Raw genomic sequence first — 21,677 nt, 5'->3', positions numbered from 1 at the left:
CCGGGTCACGCCTTGCTGAGGTGGGACCAGAACTCGTCCCACGACAGGCGGCCGTCGCCGTTGTCGTCGCGCTGCTTGATGAGGGCCTCGGCGACCGTCTCGGTGACGTTGAAGTCACCCAGCTGGGCCATGACGCTCTTGTACTCCGCGGCGGTGATGAAGCCGTCCCCGTCCACGTCGTACCGGTTGAATGCCGTGCGTGCCGACTCGATGTCCGCCACTGCTGTCCGCCCCTTCTCGGTGCTGTTCTGACGGGGGTCAGATTAGCTGGCCGCGCGGTGTCCGATGATGGCGGTATGAGCGGTGACGTGACACGGATACTGGCGGCGGCGGCGCGCGGGGAGTTCCCGCCCATGGACGGCGGGACGACGGTGGTGCCGCAGCCGGACCGGCGGGACGCCGGGGTGCTGGCCTTCACGGCCCATTCGGTGGTCTTCGCCGACGTCGACCCGGCGTGGGTGCGGGCGGAGCTGGCGGCGACCGGCAGCGACCCGCTCGCGGCGAGCATGAACCCCGGCTTTCTGGTGCGGCTGATGACCCGGACCGGCCGGCGGATGAACACGGTCGACCTGCTGACGGTCGCCGACGCCCTGCCGGGCCCGCCGCCGCTGGAGCTGCGGGAGATCGAGGACCCGGAGCACCCGCGGGTGGCGCGGGCGCTGAAGTACCGGGACGACGTACGGGTGTGGGCCGCGGACGGCGGGGTGCTGATCCTGGGGCGCGGGGTGGCAGGGCGCTGGGAGGCGGCCGTGGAGGTGGACGAGGCGGTGCGGCACCGGGGTCTGGGCCGGGCGCTGGCGACGGCGGCGCGCCATCTGACGCCGGGCGGGGTGGTCTGGGCGCAGCAGTCGCCCGGGAACGCGCGGAGCGTGCGGACGTTCCAGGCGGCCGGGTACCGACCGGTGGCCTCGGAGGCGCTGCTCACCGCCGCCTGACGCTGTCCAGTATGTGGATGATCGAGGGAAACAAACGATGAATCGCATAGCCATTCACAGTTTTCAAGGTGAGTGCCGCACGTCACCAACGATTCACAATGAAAACGTCACCATATGTCCGTTTTGATGTATATACGGGCGCTTGGCGGTATGGCCCGCCGTCTGCCATAGTCGGTGCTACGACCCCCATTGACCCGGGCCAGGTCGCTTCAGCGGCCGTGGATACACCCCCCCGTCCACGGCGCATCACACGGAAGCCCCCAGCAGCCTCACCACGGCGCACGGGGGCTTTCGTGCGTTCAGCGGTCGCTGACCCTCATCTCGAACCAGGTGGTCTTGCCGCGCGGCCCCAGGTCCACGCCCCACCGGTCGGAGAGCTTGTCGACCAGGAAGAGGCCCCGGCCGCTCACGTCGAGCTCGGCGACCGGCATCAGACAGGGCAGTCCGCGGGACGGGTCCCGCACCTCGATCCGGATCCGCCCCGGGCGCCGCTGGGCGCGCAGCGCGAAGACCCGGGCACCGGTGTGCCGGACCGCGTTCCCCACCAGCTCCGAGACGAGCAGGACCGCGTGCTCGGCGAGGGTCGGACCGAGCCCCCACTGCCGGAGCACCACGTACTGGGTCATCCGGCGGGCGGTCCTGGCGGACTCCGGCCGCGACGGCAGACGCACGTCGCCCTCCGCCGGGTTGCCCCACTCCGCCATCGCCACGAGGGCCTCTTCGTCCTCCAGGGTCGGTGTCCACCGTGCGGCGGGCACACCGCCCTGCCGCGGTTGTTCCCTGCTCTCCAGGCCCGCCATGCCCCCCATCATGACCGCCGGAGACGCACCGCGGGGGCCGTTCCGGTGGAATGGCCCCCGCGGGACGGCGCGTCGCCCTGACGGCCCGTCGGAAACGACGGGCCGTCAGGCGGACGGACGGACGGACGTCAGGCGAACTTCGCCTTGCCCGGGCCCTCCTCGACGAAGCTGCGCATGCCGGTCTCGCGGTCGGCGGTGGCGAACAGCGCCGAGAACCAGGTGCGTTCGAGGGCGAGCCCGGTGTCGATGTCGGCCTCCAGGCCCTGGTCGACGGCCTCCTTGGCGGCGCGCAGCGCCACCGCCGGGCCCTGGGCCAGCTTCGCCGCCCAGGCGTGCGCCTGCTCGTACACCTCGGCGGCCGGGACGACCCAGTCGACCAGGCCGAGCGTGAGCGCCTCGTCGGCCTTCACCATCCGGCCGGTGAAGATGAGGTCCTTGGCCCTGGAGGGACCGACGAGCCGGGACAGCCGCTGGGTGCCGCCGGCGCCGGGGATCAGGCCGAGCAGGATCTCGGGCTGGCCGAGCTTCGCGTTGTCGGCGGCGATCCGGTAGTCGGCGCAGAGGGCGAGTTCGCAGCCACCGCCGAGCGCGTAGCCGGTGATCGCGGCGACGACCGGCTTGGGGATGCGGGCGACGGCGGTGAAGGAGTCCTGGAGCGCGCGGGACCGCTCGACCATGGCCACGTGGTCCATGACCTGCATCTCCTTGATGTCCGCGCCGGCCGCGAAGACCTTCTCGCCGCCGTAGAGGACGACGGCCCGCACGTCGTCGCGGTCGGTGGCCTCCTGGGCCAGCTCGCGCAGCCGGTCCTGGGTGGCGATGTCCAGGGCGTTCATCGGCGGGCGGTCGAGACGGATCGTGCCGACGCCGTCGGCGACTTCGAGGTTCACAGTCATGGGGAAGAGGTTAGTGGCCGTTAACGGGACCGGGCCCGGTGCCGTTGCTCACAGAGCGGACGGCACCGGGCCCGGGTCGGACGCGGGAGGACGCGGATCAGGCGGTCCACTCCGCCCAGGACATGTTCCAGCCGTTCAGGCCGTTCTCCGGCTTGATCTGCTTGTCCTTGGAGTTCTTCACGATGACGACGTCACCGATGATCGACCGGTCGTAGAACCAGGCGGCGGGGGTGGAGCTGTCGCCCGCGCCCCGGGTGTCCGACAGGCCGACGCAGCCGTGGCTGACGTTCTGCGAGCCGAAGGTGGACTTCGGCGCCCAGTAGTTGCCGTGCACGAAGGTGCCGGAGGTGGACAGGCGCATGGCGTGCGGCACGTCCTTGATGTCGTACTCGCCGCCGAAGCCGACGGTGGCCCCGTTCATGCGGGTCACCTTGTACTTCTCGCTGATGACCATCTGACCGTTGTACGTGGTCGTGGACGGGGCGCCCGCGGTGATCGGCAGGGTCTTGATGATCTGCCCGTCGCGCTCGACCTTCATCGTCTTGGCGCTCGCGTCGACGGTGGAGACCTGACGGCGGCCGATGGTGAAGGAGTACGTCTTCTTCTGCTTGCCGTAGACGCCCGGGCGGCCCTCGACGCCGTCCAGGTTCAGCTCGACCGTGACCTTCGTGCCGGCCTTCCAGTACTCCTCGGGGCGGAAGTCCAGGCGGTCGTTGCCGAACCAGTGGCCCTCGATCTCGACGGCCGGCTCGGCCGTGACCTTGATGGCCTTCTCCACGGCCTCGGGGTCGGTGATGCCCCGGGTGAAGTTGATGGAGACCGGCATGCCCACGCCGACGGTCGTGTCCGCCTCCGGCGTGTAGTGGCCGATGAAGGTGTTCTTCGGGACCAGGGTCGTGAAGGTGGTGTCCTTCGCCGACTCGCGGCCCTCGGCGTCCTTCGCGATCGCGTGGACCTTGTACTGGGTGCCGGCCGACAGGTGGGCCAGCGGCTCCCAGCTCGCGCCGTCCGCCGAGATCTTCCCCTCGACCGGGGCGCCCTTGGAGTCGGCGACCGTCACGGTGGTCAGCTTGCCCTGCTCGGCGGTGACCTTGAGGGCCCCGCTGGTGGCGACCGAGTCGGCGCCGTCCTTCGGCAGGACGGTCACGACCGCCTGCGAGGCGGCGTTGTCGGGGGCCGCGGTCCCCTGGCCCGAGCCCTTGGCCCCGGCACCGTCCGCCGTCCCGGACGGCTCCTCGCCGCCGCACGCGGTCAGGACGAGGAGCAGCGCCCCCGTGGCCAGGGCCCCGAGGCGGAGCCCCCGCCGCCGCGCCGGCGTCCCCGATATCGGCTGCCCGTTCACTATGGTCTTCTCCCCTCGCACGACCCGGCGTCTGACCGGGCCCCACCCCCATGCGCACGTCCCGTGCACGGCGCTAGATAATCACACCGGAAGACACGAAAGTTCCACGTGAATGTCACCGTTCAGTCCCAGTCGGGACGGGCCGGAGGCGAGCGGGGAGCGGCCCGCGTCCGGCCCTCGCGCCGGAGCCGGGTCAGCGGAGGGCGGAACCCGCCTTCCAGGCCGCCCAGTCCAGGTTCCAGCCGCCGAGACCGTTGTCCGGGGCGACCTTCCGGTCCCGGGAGTTGACCACCTCGACGACGTCGCCGATCAGGCTCCGGTCGAAGAACCAGCCCGCCGGGGTGTCGGAGCCGCCGCCCTTCACGTCCCGCAGCCCCACGCAGCCGTGGCTGACGTTGGCGGAGCCGAAGGTGGAGGCGTCGGCCCAGTAGTTGCCGTGGATGAAGGTGCCCGACTCGGTGAGCCGCATCGCGTGCGGCACGTCCTTGATGTCGTACTCGCCGCCGAAGCCGACGGTGGCCCCGTTCATCCGGGTCACGTCGTACAGCTCGGTCACCACCATCTTGCCGTTGTACGTGGTGGTCTTCGGCGCGCCCGCGGTGATCGGCAGGGTGGCGAGGACCCGCCCGTCCCGCCGCACCTCCATCGTGTGGGCGGCGGCGTCGACCAGGGAGACCTGGGAGCGGCCGACCGTGAAGCCGACCGTCTTGCGCTGGATGCCGTAGACGCCGGGGGCGCCCTCGACGTCCCGGAGCCCCAGCTCGACCGTCACCTTCGTGCCGGGCGCCCAGTACGCGGCGGGGCGGAAGTCGAGCCGCTCCTTGCCGAACCAGTGGCCGACGACCTCGACCGGCGGGTCGGCGGTGACCCGGATGGCCCGCTCCACCTCGGCCCGGTTCTCGATCGGGCGGTTGAAGCCGAAGGAGACGATCATGCCGGCGCCGACAGTGGAACGGTTCTCCGGCGTGAAGTAGCCGATGAACCGGCTCTCCGGCACCACCGTGGTGAAGGTGGTGTGCCGGGCCGAGCGGCGCCCGTGCGCGTCGAGCGCCACCGCGTCCACGCTGTACTTCGCGGCGAGCGCGAGCCGGGTGGCGCCGGCGGGCCGCCAGCTCAGCCCGTCGGCCGAGAACGTGCCGGGGACGGCGGACCGGCGCCCGTCCGCCACCTGGGTCACGCTCACCCGTTCGAGCCGCCCGCTGTCCACCCGTACCTCCAGGGGGCCGTCGGCGGGCACCGCGCGGCTGCCGTCCTCCGGGACGACCCGGATCACGTCGCCGGGGGCCCGCGCCTTGCCGGGAAGCCCCAGGCCGACGCCTCCTTCCCCGTCCGATCCGGTGCAGCCGGCGAGACCCACGAGGAGCCCCGCGACCGCGAGGAATTGTCCGGCCCGTTCCCATACACGTGTCACGCGTGGCCCAACGACGACCCCCCTCCAGGGGAAACGTGCGCGCGGGCCATGTTGGGGGGACGGCGCTGCGGGCAGAACAGGGAGGACGACCGGGAGTACACGAGGGTGCGGGAGGACGCGCGGGGCAGGGGCCGGGACGCCCCCGCCCCGGCACGCGGGCCCGCCGGAGCCGCGGGAGGCCAGGGCGGTGTCGAGCGCAGCCGAACAGCAGGCGGTAGAGGAGCATGCCCCGGGACGGACCGCGCCCCCGGTCTGGCCGGGCGCGCCCACCCCCCTCGGGGCCCGCTGCCGGGTCGGACCGGACGGGACCCGGGGCACCAACTTCGCCCTCTGGGCGGGCGGCGCGGAGGCGGTCGAGCTCTGCCTCTTCGCCGCCGACGGCACCGAGACCCGTCTGCCGCTGACCGAGCTCACCCACGAGATCTGGCACGGCTTCGTGCCCGGCGTCGGACCCGGGCAGCGGTACGGCTACCGGGTGCACGGCCGGTGGGACCCGTGGACCGGCGCCCGCTGGAACCCGGCGAAGCTGCTCCTCGACCCGTACGCGCGGGCCGTCGACGGCGAGTTCGCGCTGCCGCCCGAGGTGTACGGGCACGTGCGGGACTGGCCGCAGCAGCACGTCGCCGACACCGTCCGCGACGAGCGGGACTCCGCCCCGCACGTCCCCAAGGGGGTCGTCGTGCGGGACGACGACGACTGGTCCGACGACCGCAGGCCCAAGACGCCCTGGCAGGACTCCGTCATCTACGAGCTGCACGTCAAGGGCTTCACCGCCCGGCACCCCGGCATCCCGGAGCGGCTGCGGGGCACGTACGCGGGGCTCGCCCACCCGGCCGCGATCGACCACCTCGTACGCCTCGGGGTGACGGCCGTCGAGCTGCTGCCGGTCCACCAGTTCGCCCACGAGGACCACCTGCTGCGCCGCGGCCTCACCAACTACTGGGGCTACAACTCGATCGGGTACTTCGCCCCGCACGCCGGCTACTCCTCGTCCGGCACCACCGGGCAGCAGGTCGGCGAGTTCAAGCGGATGGTCCGGGCGCTGCACGCGGCCGGCATCGAGGTCATCCTCGACGTCGTCTACAACCACACGGCGGAGGCGGGCGAACTCGGCCCGACCCTGTCCCTGAAGGGCATCGACAACCGCGGCTACTACCGGCTCCAGTCGGACGCCCGGCGCTACGCCGACTACACCGGCTGCGGCAACACCCTGCACGTCGTCCAGCCGCAGGTGCTCCGGCTCATCACCGACTCCCTGCGGTACTGGGTGACCGAGATGGGCGTCGACGGCTTCCGCTTCGACCTGGCGGCGGCGCTGGCCCGCTCGATGCACGACGTCGACATGCTGTCGCCGTTCCTCGCCGTCATCGCCCAGGACCCGGTGCTGCGCCGGGTGAAGCTCATCGCCGAACCGTGGGACGTCGGCAACGGCGGCTACCAGGTCGGCGCCTTCCCGCCGCTGTGGACCGAGTGGAACGACCGCTACCGGGACGCCGTACGGGACTTCTGGCGCGGCGCCCTGCCCGACGTGCGCGACCTCGGCTACCGGCTCTCCGGCTCCAGCGACCTCTACGCCTGGGGCGGCCGGCGGCCGTACGCCTCCGTCAACTTCGTCACCGCCCACGACGGCTTCACCCTCCGCGACCTGGTCAGTTACGAGCGCAAGCACAACGAGGCCAACGGGGAGGGCAACCGGGACGGCACCCACGACAACCGCTCCTGGAACTGCGGCGCGGAGGGCGAGACCGACGACCCGGAGGTGAACGCCCTCCGGCTCCGCCAGCTCCGCAACCTGCTCACCACGCTGCTGCTCTCCACCGGCGTGCCGATGCTCGTCGCGGGCGACGAGATGGGCCGCACCCAGGGCGGCAACAACAACGCGTACTGCCAGGACAACGAGATCGGCTGGCTCGACTGGTCCCTCCCCGACGACCCCGGCCGCGGCCAGCTCCTCGCCCTCACCCGGCGGCTGCTCGCGCTCCGGCACCGCCACCCGGTGCTGCGCCGCCGCGCCTTCTTCTCCGGCCGCCCCCAGGGCGCCGACGGGCTGCGCGACCTGGCCTGGTTCGGCCCCGACGGCACCGAGATGACCGAGCGGGACTGGTACGCGCCCTCCGCCACCCTCGCCCTCTATCTGTCGGGCCGCGACATACCGGGCCGTGACGAGCGGGGCGAGCAGGTCCTCGACGACAGCTTCCTCGCCGTCCTCCACGCGGGCCCCCGCCCCCTGTCCTTCCGCCTCCCGGGCCCGCCGTGGGCCCAGACGTACGAGCGCGTCCTGGACACGTCCCTCGACGACCAGACCGCGCCCCCGGGCACGCTCCACCCGGGCGGGGCGGTGCTCGACGTGGGGGCGCGGTCGGTGGTGCTGCTGCGGGTGGCGGGGTGAGGGCCGCCGCCCGCGCCGGTCAGCGGAGGGTCACGTAGCAGACGAAGTCGCCGGAGACGGAGGCCTCGGGACCGGTGTAGCCGTAGCTGACGGTCTCCTGGCCGCCGACCTGGTACGTGCCGGCCGGGCGGGCGTCCCGCGTCCACGCGGCGGGCACGGTGCGGAAGTCCTCGCGGCAGCGCTCGGCCGCCAGGGCGCGCCCGAGGCCCTGGGGGTCCTTGTTCCGGAAGGTCTCGTCGACCCGTTTCACGGCGAAGACCCGCAGGTCGGCCTCCTTGCCGCAGGGCACGGGCCGGACGAGGTCCTGCGAGCCGAGGCCGGTGTCCGTCGAGGCGCAGGCGCCGGGCTTCACCTCGCCCAGCGCCGCGGTGACCCGCTCGGCGTCGTCGGTCCGCTCCCCCGACGGGATGCCGGGCACGGTCTGCCCGCCATGCCCGGCGAGCGTGTACGTGGCGCGCAGCGAGGTGACGCCCCGCAGGACGCCCGCGCCGCGCAGGCCGCGCAGCAGCGGGGCGTAGTCGGCCTCGGCGCTCAGCAGTCGGCCGTCCTTGTCGAGGACCACCGTCACCGGGACCTCTCCCGGCGTCTTCGCGTCGCGGGAGGCGTACCCGACCGCGGCGGGCAGGAGGTCGACGAGGCTCCGGGTGTACACCTCGACGCGGTACGTCCGCCGGCCGTCCGCGCCGGTCTCGGGCGCGCGCTCCGGGTCGGCGTGGCGCACGACGTCGGCGAGGGTGCCGCCCCAGGGCTCCGACTCGCCCGCGAGGGACAGGATCTCGCCGGCGCCGTCCGTGAACTCCTTGGAGCCGGAGGCGTCGTACCGCAGCCAGGTGCCCCGGGCGGTGCGGTAGCTGACGTCGTTCTTCTCGACGGCGAAGACCTGGGAGTCGCGCGAGCCGGAGGGCAGGCCGAGTTCGGTGGCCGTGTCCTCCGGGAAGCCGCGCGGGACGACGTACGAGCGCTTCACGCGCGCGGAGTCCTTCGCGTAGTCGAGGACGCCGGCGGTGGTCTCCACGGCGGTGCCCTCGGCGGAGCCGTAGGCGAGCGTGGCGGTGAAGCGCGCGGAGCCGGTGGCGGCGGTGGCCCGGGAGGCGGCGTTGAGCTGGTCCGCGAGCCGCTCCTCGTAGACCGGCTTCCCGGTCGGCTTCGGCGCCTCGGCGGCCGGCGCCTCCGTGCCGGCCGCCTGGCAGCCGACGGCCGCGGCGAGCAGCGGCAGCAGGACGGCGGCCGCGGCGGCTCTGCTCGTACGGGTCCTCATGGTGTTCTCCCCACCCATGGTGCGTGTACCGGGCAGGGATCCTACGGTGCCGTCCGAAGCCGTCCGAAAATCGGGTGAGACGTGTCAGTGGTGAATCGTAGGGTCGGGCCTGATGCCCGAGAAACCTGTCACCTCCGAGTCCGTCCCCGTCCCCGTCCGCCGTTCGGCCGTCCGGGTGCTGCTGCGGCTCTGGCCGTACGTGCGGCCCGTGCGGGGGCGGTTCTTCACCGCCGCCTTCGTCGCGGTCGTCGCCTCCTGTCTCGCGCTCGTCATCCCGCTGGTGCTGAAGTGGCTGGTGGACGGGCCGGTCGCGGACCGGGACCCGGGCGGGGTGTGGCTGGGGGCCCTGTACCTGCTGCTGCTCGGGATCGCCGAGGCCGGGCTGTTCGGGCTGCGGCGGTGGCTGGTGGCGCGGCCGCTGTCGTCCGTGGAGGCGCGGATGCGGGAGGACCTGTACGGGCGGCTCCAGCGGCTGCCGATCGCCTTCCACGACCGGTGGGCGTCCGGGCAGTTGCTGTCCCGCGGCACCACAGACCTGATGATCGTCCGGATGTTCCTGGCCTTCCCGCTGACCTTCCTGGTCGTCAACGCGGTGACCATCCTGGCCGGCTGCGCACTGCTGCTCGCGCAGGACCGGTCGCTGGGGCTGGTGCTGCTGACGCCGGTGGTGCCGGTGGTGGTGCTGTGCTCGTACTTCGAGCGGCGGTACGGCGTGGTGGCGCGGCGGGCGCAGGACCAGGTGGGCGATCTGACGACGGTGGTGGAGGAGAGCGTCCTCGGCATCCGGATCGTCAAGGGCTTCGGCCGGCACCGCAGCCAGGCGGACGCCTTCCGCCGGCTCGCGGTGCTGCTGCGCTCGACGGAGCTGTCCAAGGCGCGGCTGCTCGCCACGATCTGGGCGCTGATCACGGTCCTGCCGGAGCTGGCGATCGGCGCCGCGCTGGTGCTGGGCTCGGTGCGGGTCGCGGACGGCGGGCTGTCGGCGGGCACCCTGGTGGCCTTCCTGTCGACGGCGCTCGCGCTGCGCTGGCCGGTGGAGTCGATCGGCTTCCTGCTCGCGATGAGCCAGGAGGCGGTGACGGCGACGGAGCGGTACTTCGAGGTGATGGACGCCGAGGAGGAGCGGGACGCGGTCGCCCCGGCGGCGGTGCCGGGGGCGCCGGACGGGCTCCGCTTCGAGGGCGTGTCGTTCCGGTACCCGGACGCGCCGGACGGCGCCCCGCCCGTCCTCGACTGCGTCGACCTGCACGTGCGGCCGGGCGAGACGCTGGCGCTGGTCGGGGCGACCGGTTCCGGCAAGACCACGCTGACCGCGCTGGTGCCGCGGCTGCACGAGGCGAGCGCCGGGCGGATCCTGCTGGACGGCGAGGACGTCGCCCTGATGGAGCGTGAGCGGCTGCGGACGCTGGTGTCGGTGGCGTTCGAGGAGCCGACCCTCTTCTCGGCGAGCGTCGGCGAGAACGTGCTGATGGGCGCGGACGCGTCCGCCGGGACGCCGGAGCTGGACCGGGCGCTCGGCATCGCGCAGGCGGACGGGTTCGTCGGACGGCTGCCGGAGGGGGCCGGGACGCGGGTCGGCGAGCAGGGGCTGAGCCTCTCGGGCGGTCAGCGGCAGCGGCTCGCGCTGGCCCGGGCGGTGGTCGGCCGGCCGCGCTTCCTGGTGCTCGACGATCCGCTGTCGGCGCTGGACGTGCACACCGAGGCGCGGGTGGAGGCGGCCCTGCGCGAGGTGCTGAAGGAGACGACGGCGCTGGTCGTGGCGCACCGGCCGTCGACCGTGATGCTGGCCGACCGGGTGGCGCTGCTGTCCGGCGGCCGGATCGCGGCCGTCGGCACCCATCAGGAACTGCTGCGGAGCAGCGCCGAGTACGCCTGGCTGATGTCGGGCGAGGGGGACGAGGAGCGATGACGGACACCACGCTCGTACAGCCGGAGGAGGAGCGGGAGGGGCGGGAGGAGCAGGCCGCGGCCGGTGACCCGTTCGACCGGGACGACCTGCCGGCGCCGCGCGGGGCGACCGGCGCGCTGCTGCGCTCGCTGCTGGCCGCGCACCGGTTCCGGGTGGCGGTGGCGGCGCTGGTGCTGCTGGTGAAGGAAGCGGCGGTCCAGGCGGGCCCGCTGCTCGTGGCGTACGCGATCGACCGCGGGGTGCCGGCCTTCCGGGCCGGGGACCACGGTCCGCTGGTCGCGGTGGCGGTGGGCTACCTGCTGTGCGCGGTGGGCGCGGGGGCGCTCCAGTACGCGTTCGTGCGGGGCGCGGCGCGGATCAACCAGGACGTGCTGCTCGATCTGCGGGGGCGGATCTTCCGGCACGCGCAGGTTCTGAGCGTGGACTTCCACGAGCGGTACACCTCGGGGCGGCTGATCTCGCGGTCGACCACCGATGTGGAGTCGCTGCGGGAGCTGCTGTCGGAGGGGCTCCAGGAGCTGATCGGGGTGGTGCTGTCGTTCGTGTCGATCGCGCTGGTGCTGCTCTGGCTGGACCTGGGGATCGGCGCGGTGGCGGTGGCCTCGTTCGGACCGCTGTACCTGCTGGTGCGCCGGTACCGGCGGCGGGCGGGCGCGGTGTTCGCGGAGCGGTCGACGGCGATCGCCGGGGTGATCGTGAAGTTCGCGGAGACGATGAACGGGATCCGGCCGGTGCGGGCGTTCCGCCGGGAGCGGGTGAACGACGCGGAGTTCGCGGGGCTCAACCACCGGCACGAGCGGAGCAACGGCGACGCGCTGCTGGAGATGGCCCGCTATGTGGTGGGCTCGCGGCTGGTGGCGAACACGGCGGTGGCCGGCATGTGCCTGTGGGGCGCCTACCGGGTGGCGGAGGGTTCGCTGGAGCTGGGCGTGCTCGCGGCGGCGGTGCTGTACGTGCGGCGGCTCTACGACCCGATCGACCGGCTCGGCATGTTCCTCAACTCGTACGAGTCGGCGGCGGCGTCGCTGTCGAAGATCGCGGGCCTGCTGGCGCAGGAGCCGGGCGTGCCGGAGGCGGCGGCGCCGCGGGAGCTGCCGGAGCGGGCCGGGACGGCGCCGGGCCGTGAGGTCGTCTTCGACGGGGTGCGGTTCGCCTACCGGACGGGCGGCGAGGTGCTGCCCCGCTTCTCCTTGCGGATCCCGGCGGGGCAGACGGTGGCGGTGGTCGGCGCGACCGGCGCCGGCAAGTCGACACTGGCGAAGCTGCTCGCGCGCTTCTACGACCCGACGGAGGGCCGGGTGCTGCTCGACGGCGTCGACCTGCGCGATCTGGCCACTCCGGAGCTGCGGCGCGGGGTGGTGATGGTGACGCAGGAGGCGTTCCTGTTCTCGGGGACGGTCGCGGAGAACATCGCGATCGGCCGCCCGGACGCCGGCCGGGAGGAGATCGAGCAGGCGGCGAAGGCGATCGGCGCGCACGACTTCATCGCCGGGCTGCCGGACGGCTACGACACGGACGTCCGTAAGCGCGGCGGCCGGATCTCGGCCGGCCAGCGCCAGCTGGTGGCCTTCGCCCGGGCGCTCCTCGCGGACCCGGCGGTGCTCATCCTGGACGAGGCGACGAGCTCGCTGGACGTACCGGGCGAGCGGGCGGTGCAGCACGCGATGGACACGGTCCTGGCGGGCCGTACGGCGGTGGTCATCGCCCACCGCCTGTCCACGGTCGAGGTCGCGGACCGGGTCCTGGTCATGGAGGCGGGCCGGATCGTGGAGGACGGCCCCCCGGCCGCCCTGGTGGCCGGCGAGGGCCGCTACGCCGGCCTCCACCGCGCCTGGCGCGACTCCCTGACGGAGTGACGGGCCGACCCGGGGCCGGGGGAACGGGCCGGCCGACCCGGGACCGGCGGAACGGGCCGGCCGGCGGCGGGTTCCGGCGGCTCAGTCGAAGGTGACGACGATCCCGACGAGGACGAGGGCCGGGGAGCCGACGAGGAGCACCGCTCCACGCAGCCGGAAGTACCCGGCCCCGGGGGAGGACGGGCCCGCCAGGCCCAGGTCGCCGGTGCGGGCTCTGGTCAGCATCCGCATCTCCTTGGCGCGTGCCGCGAGCCTGTGGGCGGTGCCGCGCAGGTTGAAGGCGAGCATCGCGCCCCACACCAGCCCGAAGACCCCGAACGCGCACAGTCCGATTCCGGCGATCACCGACGCACTCTCCCCCCGGCCTCCCGGTCCGTCGGGAGAGCCCGGCCGGATCATGCCAGAGGCATGGTCCGCCCCGGTCGTCGGCCCCGGCGGTCCCGCACGGGCGGTCGGGGCGGGGGCGGAGGTTCCGGTTCCTCGGGGTGTGATCCGGCCATCGGTTCGGTAAAGGGGGGTCGCGTCCGAAGGGCGGGACGGCGGACGCCGGGGCGGCGGGGCGGCGCGCGGGCCGGGAGGCGTTTCCGCACGCCGAACGGGGTGTGGCGGGGCGCCCAAGATCGATGAAACGTCCGGTTAACGAACGCGCCCGTGCGCGCAGCGGACGACTTCCGGCCAAGTTATTGACGCGCTCCTGACAGATACCGCCGGTAGCTGCCAGTCTTCCCCCGGTTCCTCGCAACCACGTTCGCCGCTTCACCCGATCGTGCGTCACCGCTCTGCTTGCTCCGCCCGGCCCGTCCACCCAGCGGCCCGGTACCCCCCTCGCAAAAGGAGTTCGCGTGAGATCCACGCCCAGCCGCCGTGCCACCGCGACCGGCGCGCTCGTCGCCGCCGCCGCCATGATCGCCGTCGGCGTCCAGGCCGGCAGCGCCTCCGCCGACAACCTCGGCACGGCCGCCGCCCCGGCGTCGGCCCTCGGCAAGGTCAACCCGGGCAAGCTCCCCGCCGACCTCACCCCCGCCCAGCGCACCGCGCTGATCAAGGCCGCCGACGCGGCCAAGGCCGAGACGGCCGCGGAGCTGGGCCTCGGCTCCCAGGAGAAGCTGGTCGTCCGCGACGTGGTCCAGGACCGCGACGGCACCACCCACACGCGCTACGAGCGCACCTACGCGGGCCTCCCGGTCCTCGGCGGCGACCTGATCGTGGCCGAGTCCAAGACCGGCGCCACCACCGGCGTCTCCAAGTCCTCCCGCGCGGAGCTGAAGAACGTCGACCTCACGGCCGCCGTCGCCCCCGCCGCCGCCGAGAAGCAGGCCGTCGGCGCGGCCGCCGCCGAGGGCTCCAAGGCCACCAAGAGCGAGCGCGCCCCGCGCAAGGTCGTCTGGATGGGCCCGGGCGGCGCCCCGGTCCTCGCGTACGAGACCGTCGTCGGCGGCCTCCAGCACGACGGCACGCCGAACGAGCTGCACGTCGTCACCGACGCCAAGTCCGGCGCCAAGCTGTACGAGTGGCAGGCCGTGCACACCGGCACCGGCAACACCCAGTACAGCGGCCAGGTCACGCTCGGCACCGCGCCCTCGTACACGCTGACCGACACCGGCCGCGGCAACCACAAGACGTACAACCTCAACCGGGGCACCTCCGGCACCGGCACGCTGTTCACCAACAGCACCGACGTCTGGGGCAACGGGCTGCCGTCCAACCTGGAGACGGCCGGCGCCGACGCCCACTACGGCGCCGCGCTCACCTGGGACTACTACAAGAACGTGCACGGCCGCAGCGGCATCCGCGGCGACGGCGTCGGCGCGTACTCCCGGGTCCACTACGGCAACGCCTACGTCAACGCCTTCTGGCAGGACTCCTGCTTCTGCATGACCTACGGCGACGGCACGAACAACGCCAAGCCGCTCACCTCCATCGACGTGGCCGCCCACGAGATGACCCACGGCCTCACCTCGGTCACCGCCAAGCTCGTCTACAGCGGCGAGTCCGGCGGCCTCAACGAGGCCACCTCCGACATCTTCGCGGCGGCCGTCGAGTTCTACGCCAACAACCCGAACGACAAGGGCGACTACCTCGTCGGCGAGAAGATCGACATCCGCGGCAACGGCACCCCGCTCCGCTACATGGACAAGCCCAGCAAGGACGGCTCGTCCAAGGACGCGTGGTACTCGGGCATCGGCTCGATCGACGTCCACTACTCCTCGGGCCCGGCGAACCACTTCTTCTACCTGCTCTCCGAGGGCAGCGGCGTCAAGACCGTCAACGGCGTCACCTACGACTCGCCGACCTCCGACGGCCTGCCGGTGACCGGCATCGGCATCGACAAGGCCCGGATGATCTGGTTCAAGGCCCTCACCACCAAGTGGACCTCGTCCACCAACTACGCGGGCGCCCGCACCGGCACGGTCGCGGCCGCCGAGGAGCTGTACGGCGTCGGCAGCCCCGAGGCCCTCGCCGTCCAGCACGCCTGGGCCGCCGTCAACGTCGGCACCCGCCCCGGCACCACCCCGCCCACCGGCACGGTCTTCGAGAACACCGCCGACGTCTCCATCCCGGACAACGGCGCCGCGGTGACCTCCTCGGTCAACGTCACCGGCCGCACGGGCAACGCGCCCAGCAACCTCTCCGTCGGCGTGGACGTCGTCCACACCTACATCGGTGACCTGGTCGTCGACCTCATCGCCCCCGACGGCTCGGTCTACAACCTGCACAACCGCTCCGGCGGCAGCGCCGACAACATCAGCCAGACCTACACCGTGAACGCCTCCTCCGAGGTGGCCAACGGCACCTGGAAGCTCCGCGTCCAGGACAAGGCGTCCATCGACACCGGCTACATCAACAGCTTCAAGCTGACCTTCCCGTAGCCGGCCCTCCCGGAAGGGACGGCGGGAACGGGACGCGGACGCCCGGAGGGAACCCTCCCTCCGGGCGTCCGCCCTCGTGTCACCCCGGCAGCTCGTCCCGCGCGACCAGCCGCCCGCCCGTGAAGCAGAGCCGGTAGACGGGGAGCTCCGCGAAGACCGTCGCCCGGTAGTAGCGGCACTCGTCCACGCCGCCCGGCTCCGGCGGCAGCCCCGCGGGCAGCCGCTCCAGAGCGTGCTCCGGCAGGTCGTCCACGATCTCCGCGTACGCCTGGCCGACCAGCAGCCGCGCGTAGTTGTCGGGCTCCAGGTACGAGCGGGACTGCGACCACACCGCCACGCCCGCCGTCAGCACCGCCAGCGCGGCCAGCAGCGCCAGCGGGATCCAGATCGCCCGCACCAGGTCCTTGCGCACCCGCCGCCGGGCCCGGTCCAGCTCCCGGGCCGAGGTCGGCGCGGCCGGCACCGCCGCCGGCGCCCGCCGGGGCAGCACCGCCGTCAGCGCGAACCCGCCGCCGGGCACCGGGCCGTGGGTCAGCGTGCCGCCCGCGAGCCGCACCCGCTCGTCGAGACCGACCAGACCGGAGCCCCCGGAGGCGGGCCGCCCCGCCCCGGCGCCCGGACCGTTCGCCACCCGCGCCGTCACCCGCTCGCCGTCCTCCCGGAGCTCGACCGCGACGGACGCGCCCGGGGCGTGCCGGGCGGCGTTCGTCAGCCCCTCCTGCACCACCCGGTGCAGCGCCCGGCCCGCCATCCCCGGCAGCTCCGGCACCGGACCGGCGAGCGTCACGTCGAGGCCCGACGCCCGCGCCCGGTCCACCAGCTCGCCGACCGTCTCGTCGGCCGGCGCCGTCGGGGCCGCGGCGCCCTCCTCCCGCAGCACCCCGATGACGTCCCGCAGCCGCTCGGTCGCCTCCGCCGCCGCCCGCCGCAGCTCGCCCGCCGCCCGCTGCTGCTCGGGACCGAGCCCCGGATCCACCTCCAGGACGCCCGCCCGCACCGCGATCAGCGCCAGGTCGTGGCCGAGGGAGTCGTGCATGTCCCCGGCGATCCTGGACCGCTCCCGCAGCCGCTCCCGGTCGGCGACCGCCGCCTGCTCCCGCTCCATCCGGTCCGCCAGCTCCCAGCCGCTGCGCACCAGCCGGTCGTACTGGCGCACGTACCGGCCGACCAGCCAGGGCGCCACGATCGCCAGCGCGAGCGCGAGGAGCAGGGTGAACCAGGGGCCGAGCGAGGTGCCGGTGAGCCGGGTGAGCAGCAGCCCCACCGCCGCCACGCCGCCGAACAGCCAGAGCGAGCCGCGGGTGTGGTCCTGCCGGCGCCCGGCGAGATAGCCGAAGGCGACCAGGGCGAGGCTGTACGAGGGGGTGAACAGCTCCAGCGAGGCCGGCAGGCTCGCCGCGCAGGTGACGGCGAGCGGCAGCAGCGGCCACCGGCGGCTGACGGCGACGCAGCCGCCGAGCACGGTGACGCCGGCGGCGACCTGGAACCAGGACCCGCCGTCGTTCGGGTCGGAGCGGAGCAGCACCGGGACGGAGAGCAGCAGCCACAGCACCAGGTCGAAGAGGCGGCGGCGCGCCGGGGAGGTCTCAGGCACCGGGCGGTTCCTCCGCCACCAGTCCGGCCTCGTGGGCGAGGACCGCGAGCTGGACGCGGTTGCGCAGGCCGAGCCGGGCCAGGACCGCGCTCACATGGGCCTTCACGGTGCCCTCGACGACGTGCATCCGGGCGGCGATCTCCTGGTTGGAGCAGCCGGCGGCGAGCAGCGAGACGACCTCGCGTTCGCGGCCGGTGAGCGGGGCCAGCCGGGCGCGGGCGTCGGCCGCGCGGGTGAGCCGCTCGCCGCCGAGGGTGTCGATGACCCGGCGGGCGACTGCGGGCGAGAGGGCGGCGCCGCCGGCGGCGACCGCCCGGACCCCGGCGATCAGTTCGCGCGGGTCGCCGGACTTCAGGAGGAAGCCGCCGACGCCGCCGCCGAGGGCGCGGGCGATGTAGTCGTCCTCGGAGAAGGTGGTGAGCATGACGACCGCGGTGTCCGGCAGGGTGCGGCGGAGCGCGTCGGCGGCGGCGAGGCCGTCGAGGCGCGGCATCCGGATGTCGAGGAGGGCCACGTCGGGCCGGTGGAGCCGGGCCAGCTCCACGGCCTCGTGGCCGTCGCCCGCCTCGGCGACCACCTCGATCCCCGGGTCGGTGGTGAGGATGGCCCGCACCCCGGCACGGATCATCGCCTCGTCGTCCGCGAGCAGCACCCTGATCATGCGCTCCAGCGTAGGCGGTGCCCCGCGGACCGCCCGGGGCCCGGAAGGGGCCCCGGGCGGGCGGGCTACCTCAGGAGGACCCCCGCGCCCCGGCTCGCCGCGCCCTCGCCGCCGGGCTCCTCCGGGAGGGCGACGAGGCCGAGTTCGGCGGGGTGGGCGAGGAGCGGGTGGGCGGGCAGCACGCGGACCGTGCAGCCGAAGGAGCCGGTGCGGTCGAGCTCCAGGGTGCCCGCGTAGGGCTGCCGGCCCTCCAGGTCCGGGCCGCCGGCCGGTTTGAGCGTGACGGTCCGGGTGGCGCTGAGGGTGTCGTCGGCGTCCACCCGGCCCGTGACGGCCTGCACCTCCACGTCGTCGGGGCCGAGGCCGCCGAGCGCGACCCGGACCCGGACGACCGGGGTGGCGCCCAGCTCGGCGCCGGCCTCCGCGAGGTCGTCGCCGATCTCCACGTGGTCCACCGAGACGCCCGGCCAGGCCGCCCGGACCCGGGTCTTCCAGGCGGCGAGCTGCCGGGCGCGGTCGGGGGTGAGCGCCCGGCGGGCCGCGGCGGCGGGGACGTACAGCCGCTCCACGTAGTCGCGGACCATCCGGTCGGCGAGCACCTTGGGGCCGAGGTCGGCGAGGGTGCGGCGGACCATGGCGGTCCAGGCGGCGGGGACTCCGTCGGCGCCGCGGTCGTAGAAGCGGGGGGCGACCCGGCGTTCGATCAGCTCGTAGAGGGCGGCGGCCTCCAGGTCGTCGCGGCGCTCCTCGTCGGCCGCGGCGGCGCCGTCGGCGGTGGGGATGGCCCAGCCGAACTCGGGCTCGTACCACTCGTCCCACCAGCCGTCGAGGACGGAGAGGTTGAGGCAGCCGTTGAGGGCGGCCTTCATGCCGCTGGTGCCGCAGGCCTCCAGGGGGCGCAGCGGGTTGTTGAGCCAGACGTCGCAGCCGGGGTAGAGGCCGCGGGCCATCTCCATGCCGTAGTCGGGCAGGAAGACGATCCGGTGCCGGACCCGGGGGTCGTCGGCGAACCGGACGAGTTCCTGGACGAGCTTCTTGCCTCCGTCGTCGGCCGGGTGCGCCTTGCCGGCGACGACCAGCTGCACCGGCCGCTCGGGGTGGAGCAGCAGGGCGCGCAGCCGTTCCTTGTCGCGGAGCATCAGGGTGAGGCGCTTGTACGAGGGGACCCGGCGGGCGAAGCCGATGGTGAGGACGTCGGGGTCGAGGACGGTGTCGGTCCAGCCGAGTTCGGCGGCGGCGGCGCCGCGCTGCCGCCAGGAGGCCCGCACCCGGTCCCGGACGTCGGCGACGAGCCGGCCGCGCAGGGCGCGGCGCAGTTCCCACAGCTCGCGGTCGCTCGCGTCGGCGCCGAGCCGGGTGACCTCGGGGGCGGTCCAGGTGGGGGCGTGGACGCCGTTGGTGACGGAGCCGATGGGCACCTCGTCGGCGTCGAAGCCGGGCCAGAGTCCGGCGAACATCTCGCGGCTGACGGTGCCGTGGAGGGTGGAGACGCCGTTGGCGCGCTGGGCGAGGCGCAGGCCCATGGCGGCCATGTTGAAGACGCCGGGGTCGCCGCCGAGCGGGGTCTCGTCGCCGAGGGCGAGGACGCGGCCGGTGTCGAGGCCGGGCAGGGCGCCGTCGTCGCCGAGGTGGCGGGCGACGAGCTCGCGGTCGAAGCGGTCGATGCCGGCCGGGACGGGGGTGTGGGTGGTGAAGACGGTGCCGGCCCGGACCGTTTCCAGGGCGGCGTCGAAGTCCAGTCCCTGCCCCTGGAGTTCACGGATGCGTTCGAGGCCGAGGAAGCCGGCGTGGCCCTCGTTGGTGTGGAAGACCTCGGGCTCGGGGTGGCCGGTGAGCCGGGTGTACGTGCGGACCGCGCGGACGCCGCCGATGCCGAGGAGCATCTCCTGGAGGAGCCGGTGCTCGCCGCCGCCGCCGTACAGCCGGTCGGTGACCGACCGCTCGCCGGGGGCGTTCTCCTCGACGTCCGAGTCGAGCATCAGCAGCGGGACCCGGCCGACCTCGGCGACCCACAGGTGGGCGTGGAGGCTGCGGCCGCCGGGCAGGGCGAGGGCGATCCGGGCGGGGGTGCCGTCGGCTTCGCGGAGCAGGGTGACGGGCAGCTCGCCCGGGTCGAGGACGGGGTACTGCTCCTGCTGCCAGCCGTCGCGGCCGAGGGACTGCCGGAAGTAGCCGTGGCGGTAGAGGAGTCCGACGCCGATGAGCGGGACGCCGAGGTCGCTGGCGGACTTGAGGTGGTCGCCGGCGAGGATGCCGAGCCCGCCGGAGTACTGGGGCAGGGCGGCGGCGACGCCGAACTCGGGCGAGAAGTAGGCGAGGGCGGCGGGCCCGTCGCCGGAGCCGCGCTCCTGGTACCAGCGGGGCCGGGTCAGGTAGGCGTCGAGGTCGTCGGCGGCGGCGGTGATCCGGTCGAGGACGTCGCGGTCGGCGGCGAGCGCGGCCAGCCGGGGCGCCTCCAGGGCGGCGAGGACGCCGACGGGGTCGGCGCCCTCGAACCCCGCGGGGGCGAGGGAGTCGAAGAGGGCGCGGGTCGGCTCGTGCCAGGACCAGCGCAGGTTGCGCGCCAGGGCGGCGAGGGGTCGAAGGGTGTCGGGGAGGACAGGACGCACGGTGAATCGACGGATTGCCTTCACGTGTCCCACCTTCGCAGGCCGGTGACGGAACGGAGCGGACGCACCACGCTGTGCGTCCGGCGTGCCGCACCGAGCGTAGGGGCTCGGCGGCCGCGCGGCCACGGTGCCTCCGCCGCGGTCAGACCCGGCGGGGCGCGGCGGCCCGGTACTCCCCCGGGGTCATGCCGTAGGCGGTGCGGAAGGCGAGGTGGAAGCCGACCCGGCTGCGGTAGCCGACGCGGGCGGGCACGGCCGACTGGGGAAGCCCGGTCTCGGCGAGCAGCCGGGCGGCCTCCCGTATCCGGCGGGCCGTCAGATGGCGGGCCGGGGGTGTGCCGACGGCCTCGCGGAAGGCGGCGGTGAAGGCGGAGCGGGACATCCCGGCCTCGCGGGCCAGGGTGACGACGGTCCAGGGCTCGGCGTACCGGGTCTCGATGGCGGCGACGGAGCGGTCGATGCCGGGGTGGCGGCCGGGGCCGTCCGGCGACCGGGGCGCGGCGGCCAGGCCGAGGGCGGTCTCCAGGACCCGCAGGGCGAGCAGCCGGTCGCCGGGGCCGGGGCGCCGGCCGGGGGCGGCGAGCAGGGCGAGGGTGTCGCGGAGCAGCGGTTCGGCCTCGACGCGGGCCCGGTCGAGGCGCAGGGCGCGGGGCAGGGCGGCGGCGAGGAGCGGGCCGGGCGGGCGGCCGTAACCGCCGCGGACGGTCAGGATCCGGACACCCGCGCCGGGTTCGACCACGGAGACGGCGGGCCCGGCCGGTCCGGCGAGGGGCGGGAAGGGCGGACCGTCCGGCCCGGGCGCGAGCCGGTGGCGGGCGCCGGCGGGGAGCAGCGCGAGGTCTCCGGGGGCGAGTTCGAGGGCGCGGACCCCCGCGGCGGCGAGTCGGCACCGTCCGGCGAGGATGTGGTGGAGGACGGCCCGCGTGCCGCCGGTCTCGGTCTGCATGGGGATCTGCCGCCTTCCGCACCCGGTGAACGACGGACGGTCAGCGTAGCGAGCGCGGCCGGGAGATCGGGCCCGCCCGGGGCGTCCGGCCGGGTTTCGTGTCCGGCACGCGTCTTGCCCCGCCCCCTACGCCCTAGTAGTTAACAAAGGGCCGGATTGCCCGCCCGGGAAGCTGGGCAAGGCTCCCCCGGTACCCCCCGA

General features: G+C 74.2%; 16 protein-coding genes. 5 read left to right on the top strand and 11 right to left on the bottom strand.

The features are described 5' to 3' along the window. Positions 1 to 5: 5 nt before the first annotated feature. Complete coding sequence (locus ABFY03_RS26200) at positions 6 to 221, bottom strand: EF-hand domain-containing protein (protein ID WP_015036303.1); 216 nt, start codon at positions 219 to 221, stop codon at positions 6 to 8. A 75-nt stretch (positions 222 to 296) separates the two neighbouring features. Between ABFY03_RS26200 and ABFY03_RS26195 the strand changes: the two genes are divergently transcribed. Then, positions 297 to 935, top strand: a complete 639-nt coding sequence (locus ABFY03_RS26195; RefSeq protein WP_319011819.1) for a GNAT family N-acetyltransferase — start codon at positions 297 to 299, stop codon at positions 933 to 935. A gap of 299 nt (positions 936 to 1,234) precedes the next feature. Here the strand turns inward: ABFY03_RS26195 and ABFY03_RS26190 are convergent, their stop codons facing one another. From ABFY03_RS26190 to ABFY03_RS26175, 4 genes are all read right to left on the bottom strand, one after another. Beyond that, positions 1,235 to 1,735: an ATP-binding protein gene (locus ABFY03_RS26190; protein ID WP_319011820.1), complete on the bottom strand. Its 501-nt coding sequence runs from the start codon at positions 1,733 to 1,735 to the stop codon at positions 1,235 to 1,237. Between the two features lie 128 nt (positions 1,736 to 1,863). After that, positions 1,864 to 2,631, bottom strand: coding sequence for an enoyl-CoA hydratase/isomerase family protein (locus ABFY03_RS26185; protein ID WP_346170973.1), 768 nt, complete (start codon positions 2,629 to 2,631; stop codon positions 1,864 to 1,866). Between the two features lie 97 nt (positions 2,632 to 2,728). Continuing rightward, positions 2,729 to 3,973, bottom strand: a complete 1,245-nt coding sequence (locus ABFY03_RS26180) for an Ig-like domain-containing protein (RefSeq protein WP_319011822.1) — start codon at positions 3,971 to 3,973, stop codon at positions 2,729 to 2,731. Between the two features lie 193 nt (positions 3,974 to 4,166). Further along, positions 4,167 to 5,384 (bottom strand): L,D-transpeptidase, encoded by a 1,218-nt coding sequence (locus ABFY03_RS26175; protein WP_319011823.1) that lies wholly within the window; start codon positions 5,382 to 5,384, stop codon positions 4,167 to 4,169. A 187-nt stretch (positions 5,385 to 5,571) separates the two neighbouring features. Here ABFY03_RS26175 and glgX point away from each other — a divergent pair, with 187 nt between their 5' ends. Further along, complete coding sequence (gene glgX / locus ABFY03_RS26170; RefSeq protein ID WP_346170972.1) at positions 5,572 to 7,773, top strand: glycogen debranching protein GlgX; 2,202 nt, start codon at positions 5,572 to 5,574, stop codon at positions 7,771 to 7,773. A gap of 19 nt (positions 7,774 to 7,792) precedes the next feature. Here the strand turns inward: glgX and ABFY03_RS26165 are convergent, their stop codons facing one another. Next, complete coding sequence (locus tag ABFY03_RS26165; RefSeq protein WP_346170971.1) at positions 7,793 to 9,031, bottom strand: hypothetical protein; 1,239 nt, start codon at positions 9,029 to 9,031, stop codon at positions 7,793 to 7,795. Between the two features lie 112 nt (positions 9,032 to 9,143). Here ABFY03_RS26165 and ABFY03_RS26160 point away from each other — a divergent pair, with 112 nt between their 5' ends. Both ABFY03_RS26160 and ABFY03_RS26155 read left to right on the top strand, forming a co-directional pair. Then, positions 9,144 to 10,940, top strand: a complete 1,797-nt coding sequence (locus ABFY03_RS26160; RefSeq protein WP_346170970.1) for an ABC transporter ATP-binding protein — start codon at positions 9,144 to 9,146, stop codon at positions 10,938 to 10,940. Beyond that, on the top strand, positions 10,937 to 12,796 hold the full coding sequence (locus ABFY03_RS26155) for an ABC transporter ATP-binding protein (protein ID WP_346170969.1): 1,860 nt from the start codon (positions 10,937 to 10,939) through the stop codon (positions 12,794 to 12,796). The genes ABFY03_RS26160 and ABFY03_RS26155 overlap by 4 nt, the downstream gene beginning before the upstream one ends. Before the next feature lie 81 nt (positions 12,797 to 12,877). Here the strand turns inward: ABFY03_RS26155 and ABFY03_RS26150 are convergent, their stop codons facing one another. Continuing rightward, positions 12,878 to 13,141, bottom strand: coding sequence for a hypothetical protein (locus ABFY03_RS26150; RefSeq protein WP_346170968.1), 264 nt, complete (start codon positions 13,139 to 13,141; stop codon positions 12,878 to 12,880). Positions 13,142 to 13,638: 497 nt separating this feature from the next. On the opposite strand from ABFY03_RS26150, the gene ABFY03_RS26145 reads away from it, so the two are divergent. Next, positions 13,639 to 15,666, top strand: coding sequence for a M4 family metallopeptidase (locus tag ABFY03_RS26145; protein WP_346170967.1), 2,028 nt, complete (start codon positions 13,639 to 13,641; stop codon positions 15,664 to 15,666). 79 nt (positions 15,667 to 15,745) lie between these two features. On the opposite strand, the gene ABFY03_RS26140 is transcribed toward ABFY03_RS26145, so the two are convergent. From ABFY03_RS26140 to ABFY03_RS26125, 4 genes are all read right to left on the bottom strand, one after another. Next, a complete protein-coding gene (locus tag ABFY03_RS26140) occupies positions 15,746 to 17,260 on the bottom strand; it encodes a sensor histidine kinase (protein WP_346170966.1) in 1,515 nt (504 codons plus the stop codon). Then, positions 17,253 to 17,921 (bottom strand): response regulator transcription factor, encoded by a 669-nt coding sequence (locus ABFY03_RS26135; RefSeq protein WP_319009513.1) that lies wholly within the window; start codon positions 17,919 to 17,921, stop codon positions 17,253 to 17,255. The genes ABFY03_RS26140 and ABFY03_RS26135 overlap by 8 nt, the downstream gene beginning before the upstream one ends. Positions 17,922 to 17,986: 65 nt before the next feature. Next, positions 17,987 to 20,554, bottom strand: a complete 2,568-nt coding sequence (gene glgP / locus ABFY03_RS26130; protein ID WP_346170965.1) for an alpha-glucan family phosphorylase — start codon at positions 20,552 to 20,554, stop codon at positions 17,987 to 17,989. A gap of 118 nt (positions 20,555 to 20,672) precedes the next feature. Beyond that, complete coding sequence (locus tag ABFY03_RS26125) at positions 20,673 to 21,476, bottom strand: helix-turn-helix transcriptional regulator (protein ID WP_346170964.1); 804 nt, start codon at positions 21,474 to 21,476, stop codon at positions 20,673 to 20,675. Positions 21,477 to 21,677: the final 201 nt, after the last annotated feature.

This window comes from Streptomyces roseofulvus (assembly GCF_039534915.1).
Classification (GTDB): domain Bacteria; phylum Actinomycetota; class Actinomycetes; order Streptomycetales; family Streptomycetaceae; genus Streptomyces; species Streptomyces roseofulvus.
This window is presented reverse-complemented; position numbering and strand designations above follow the sequence as displayed.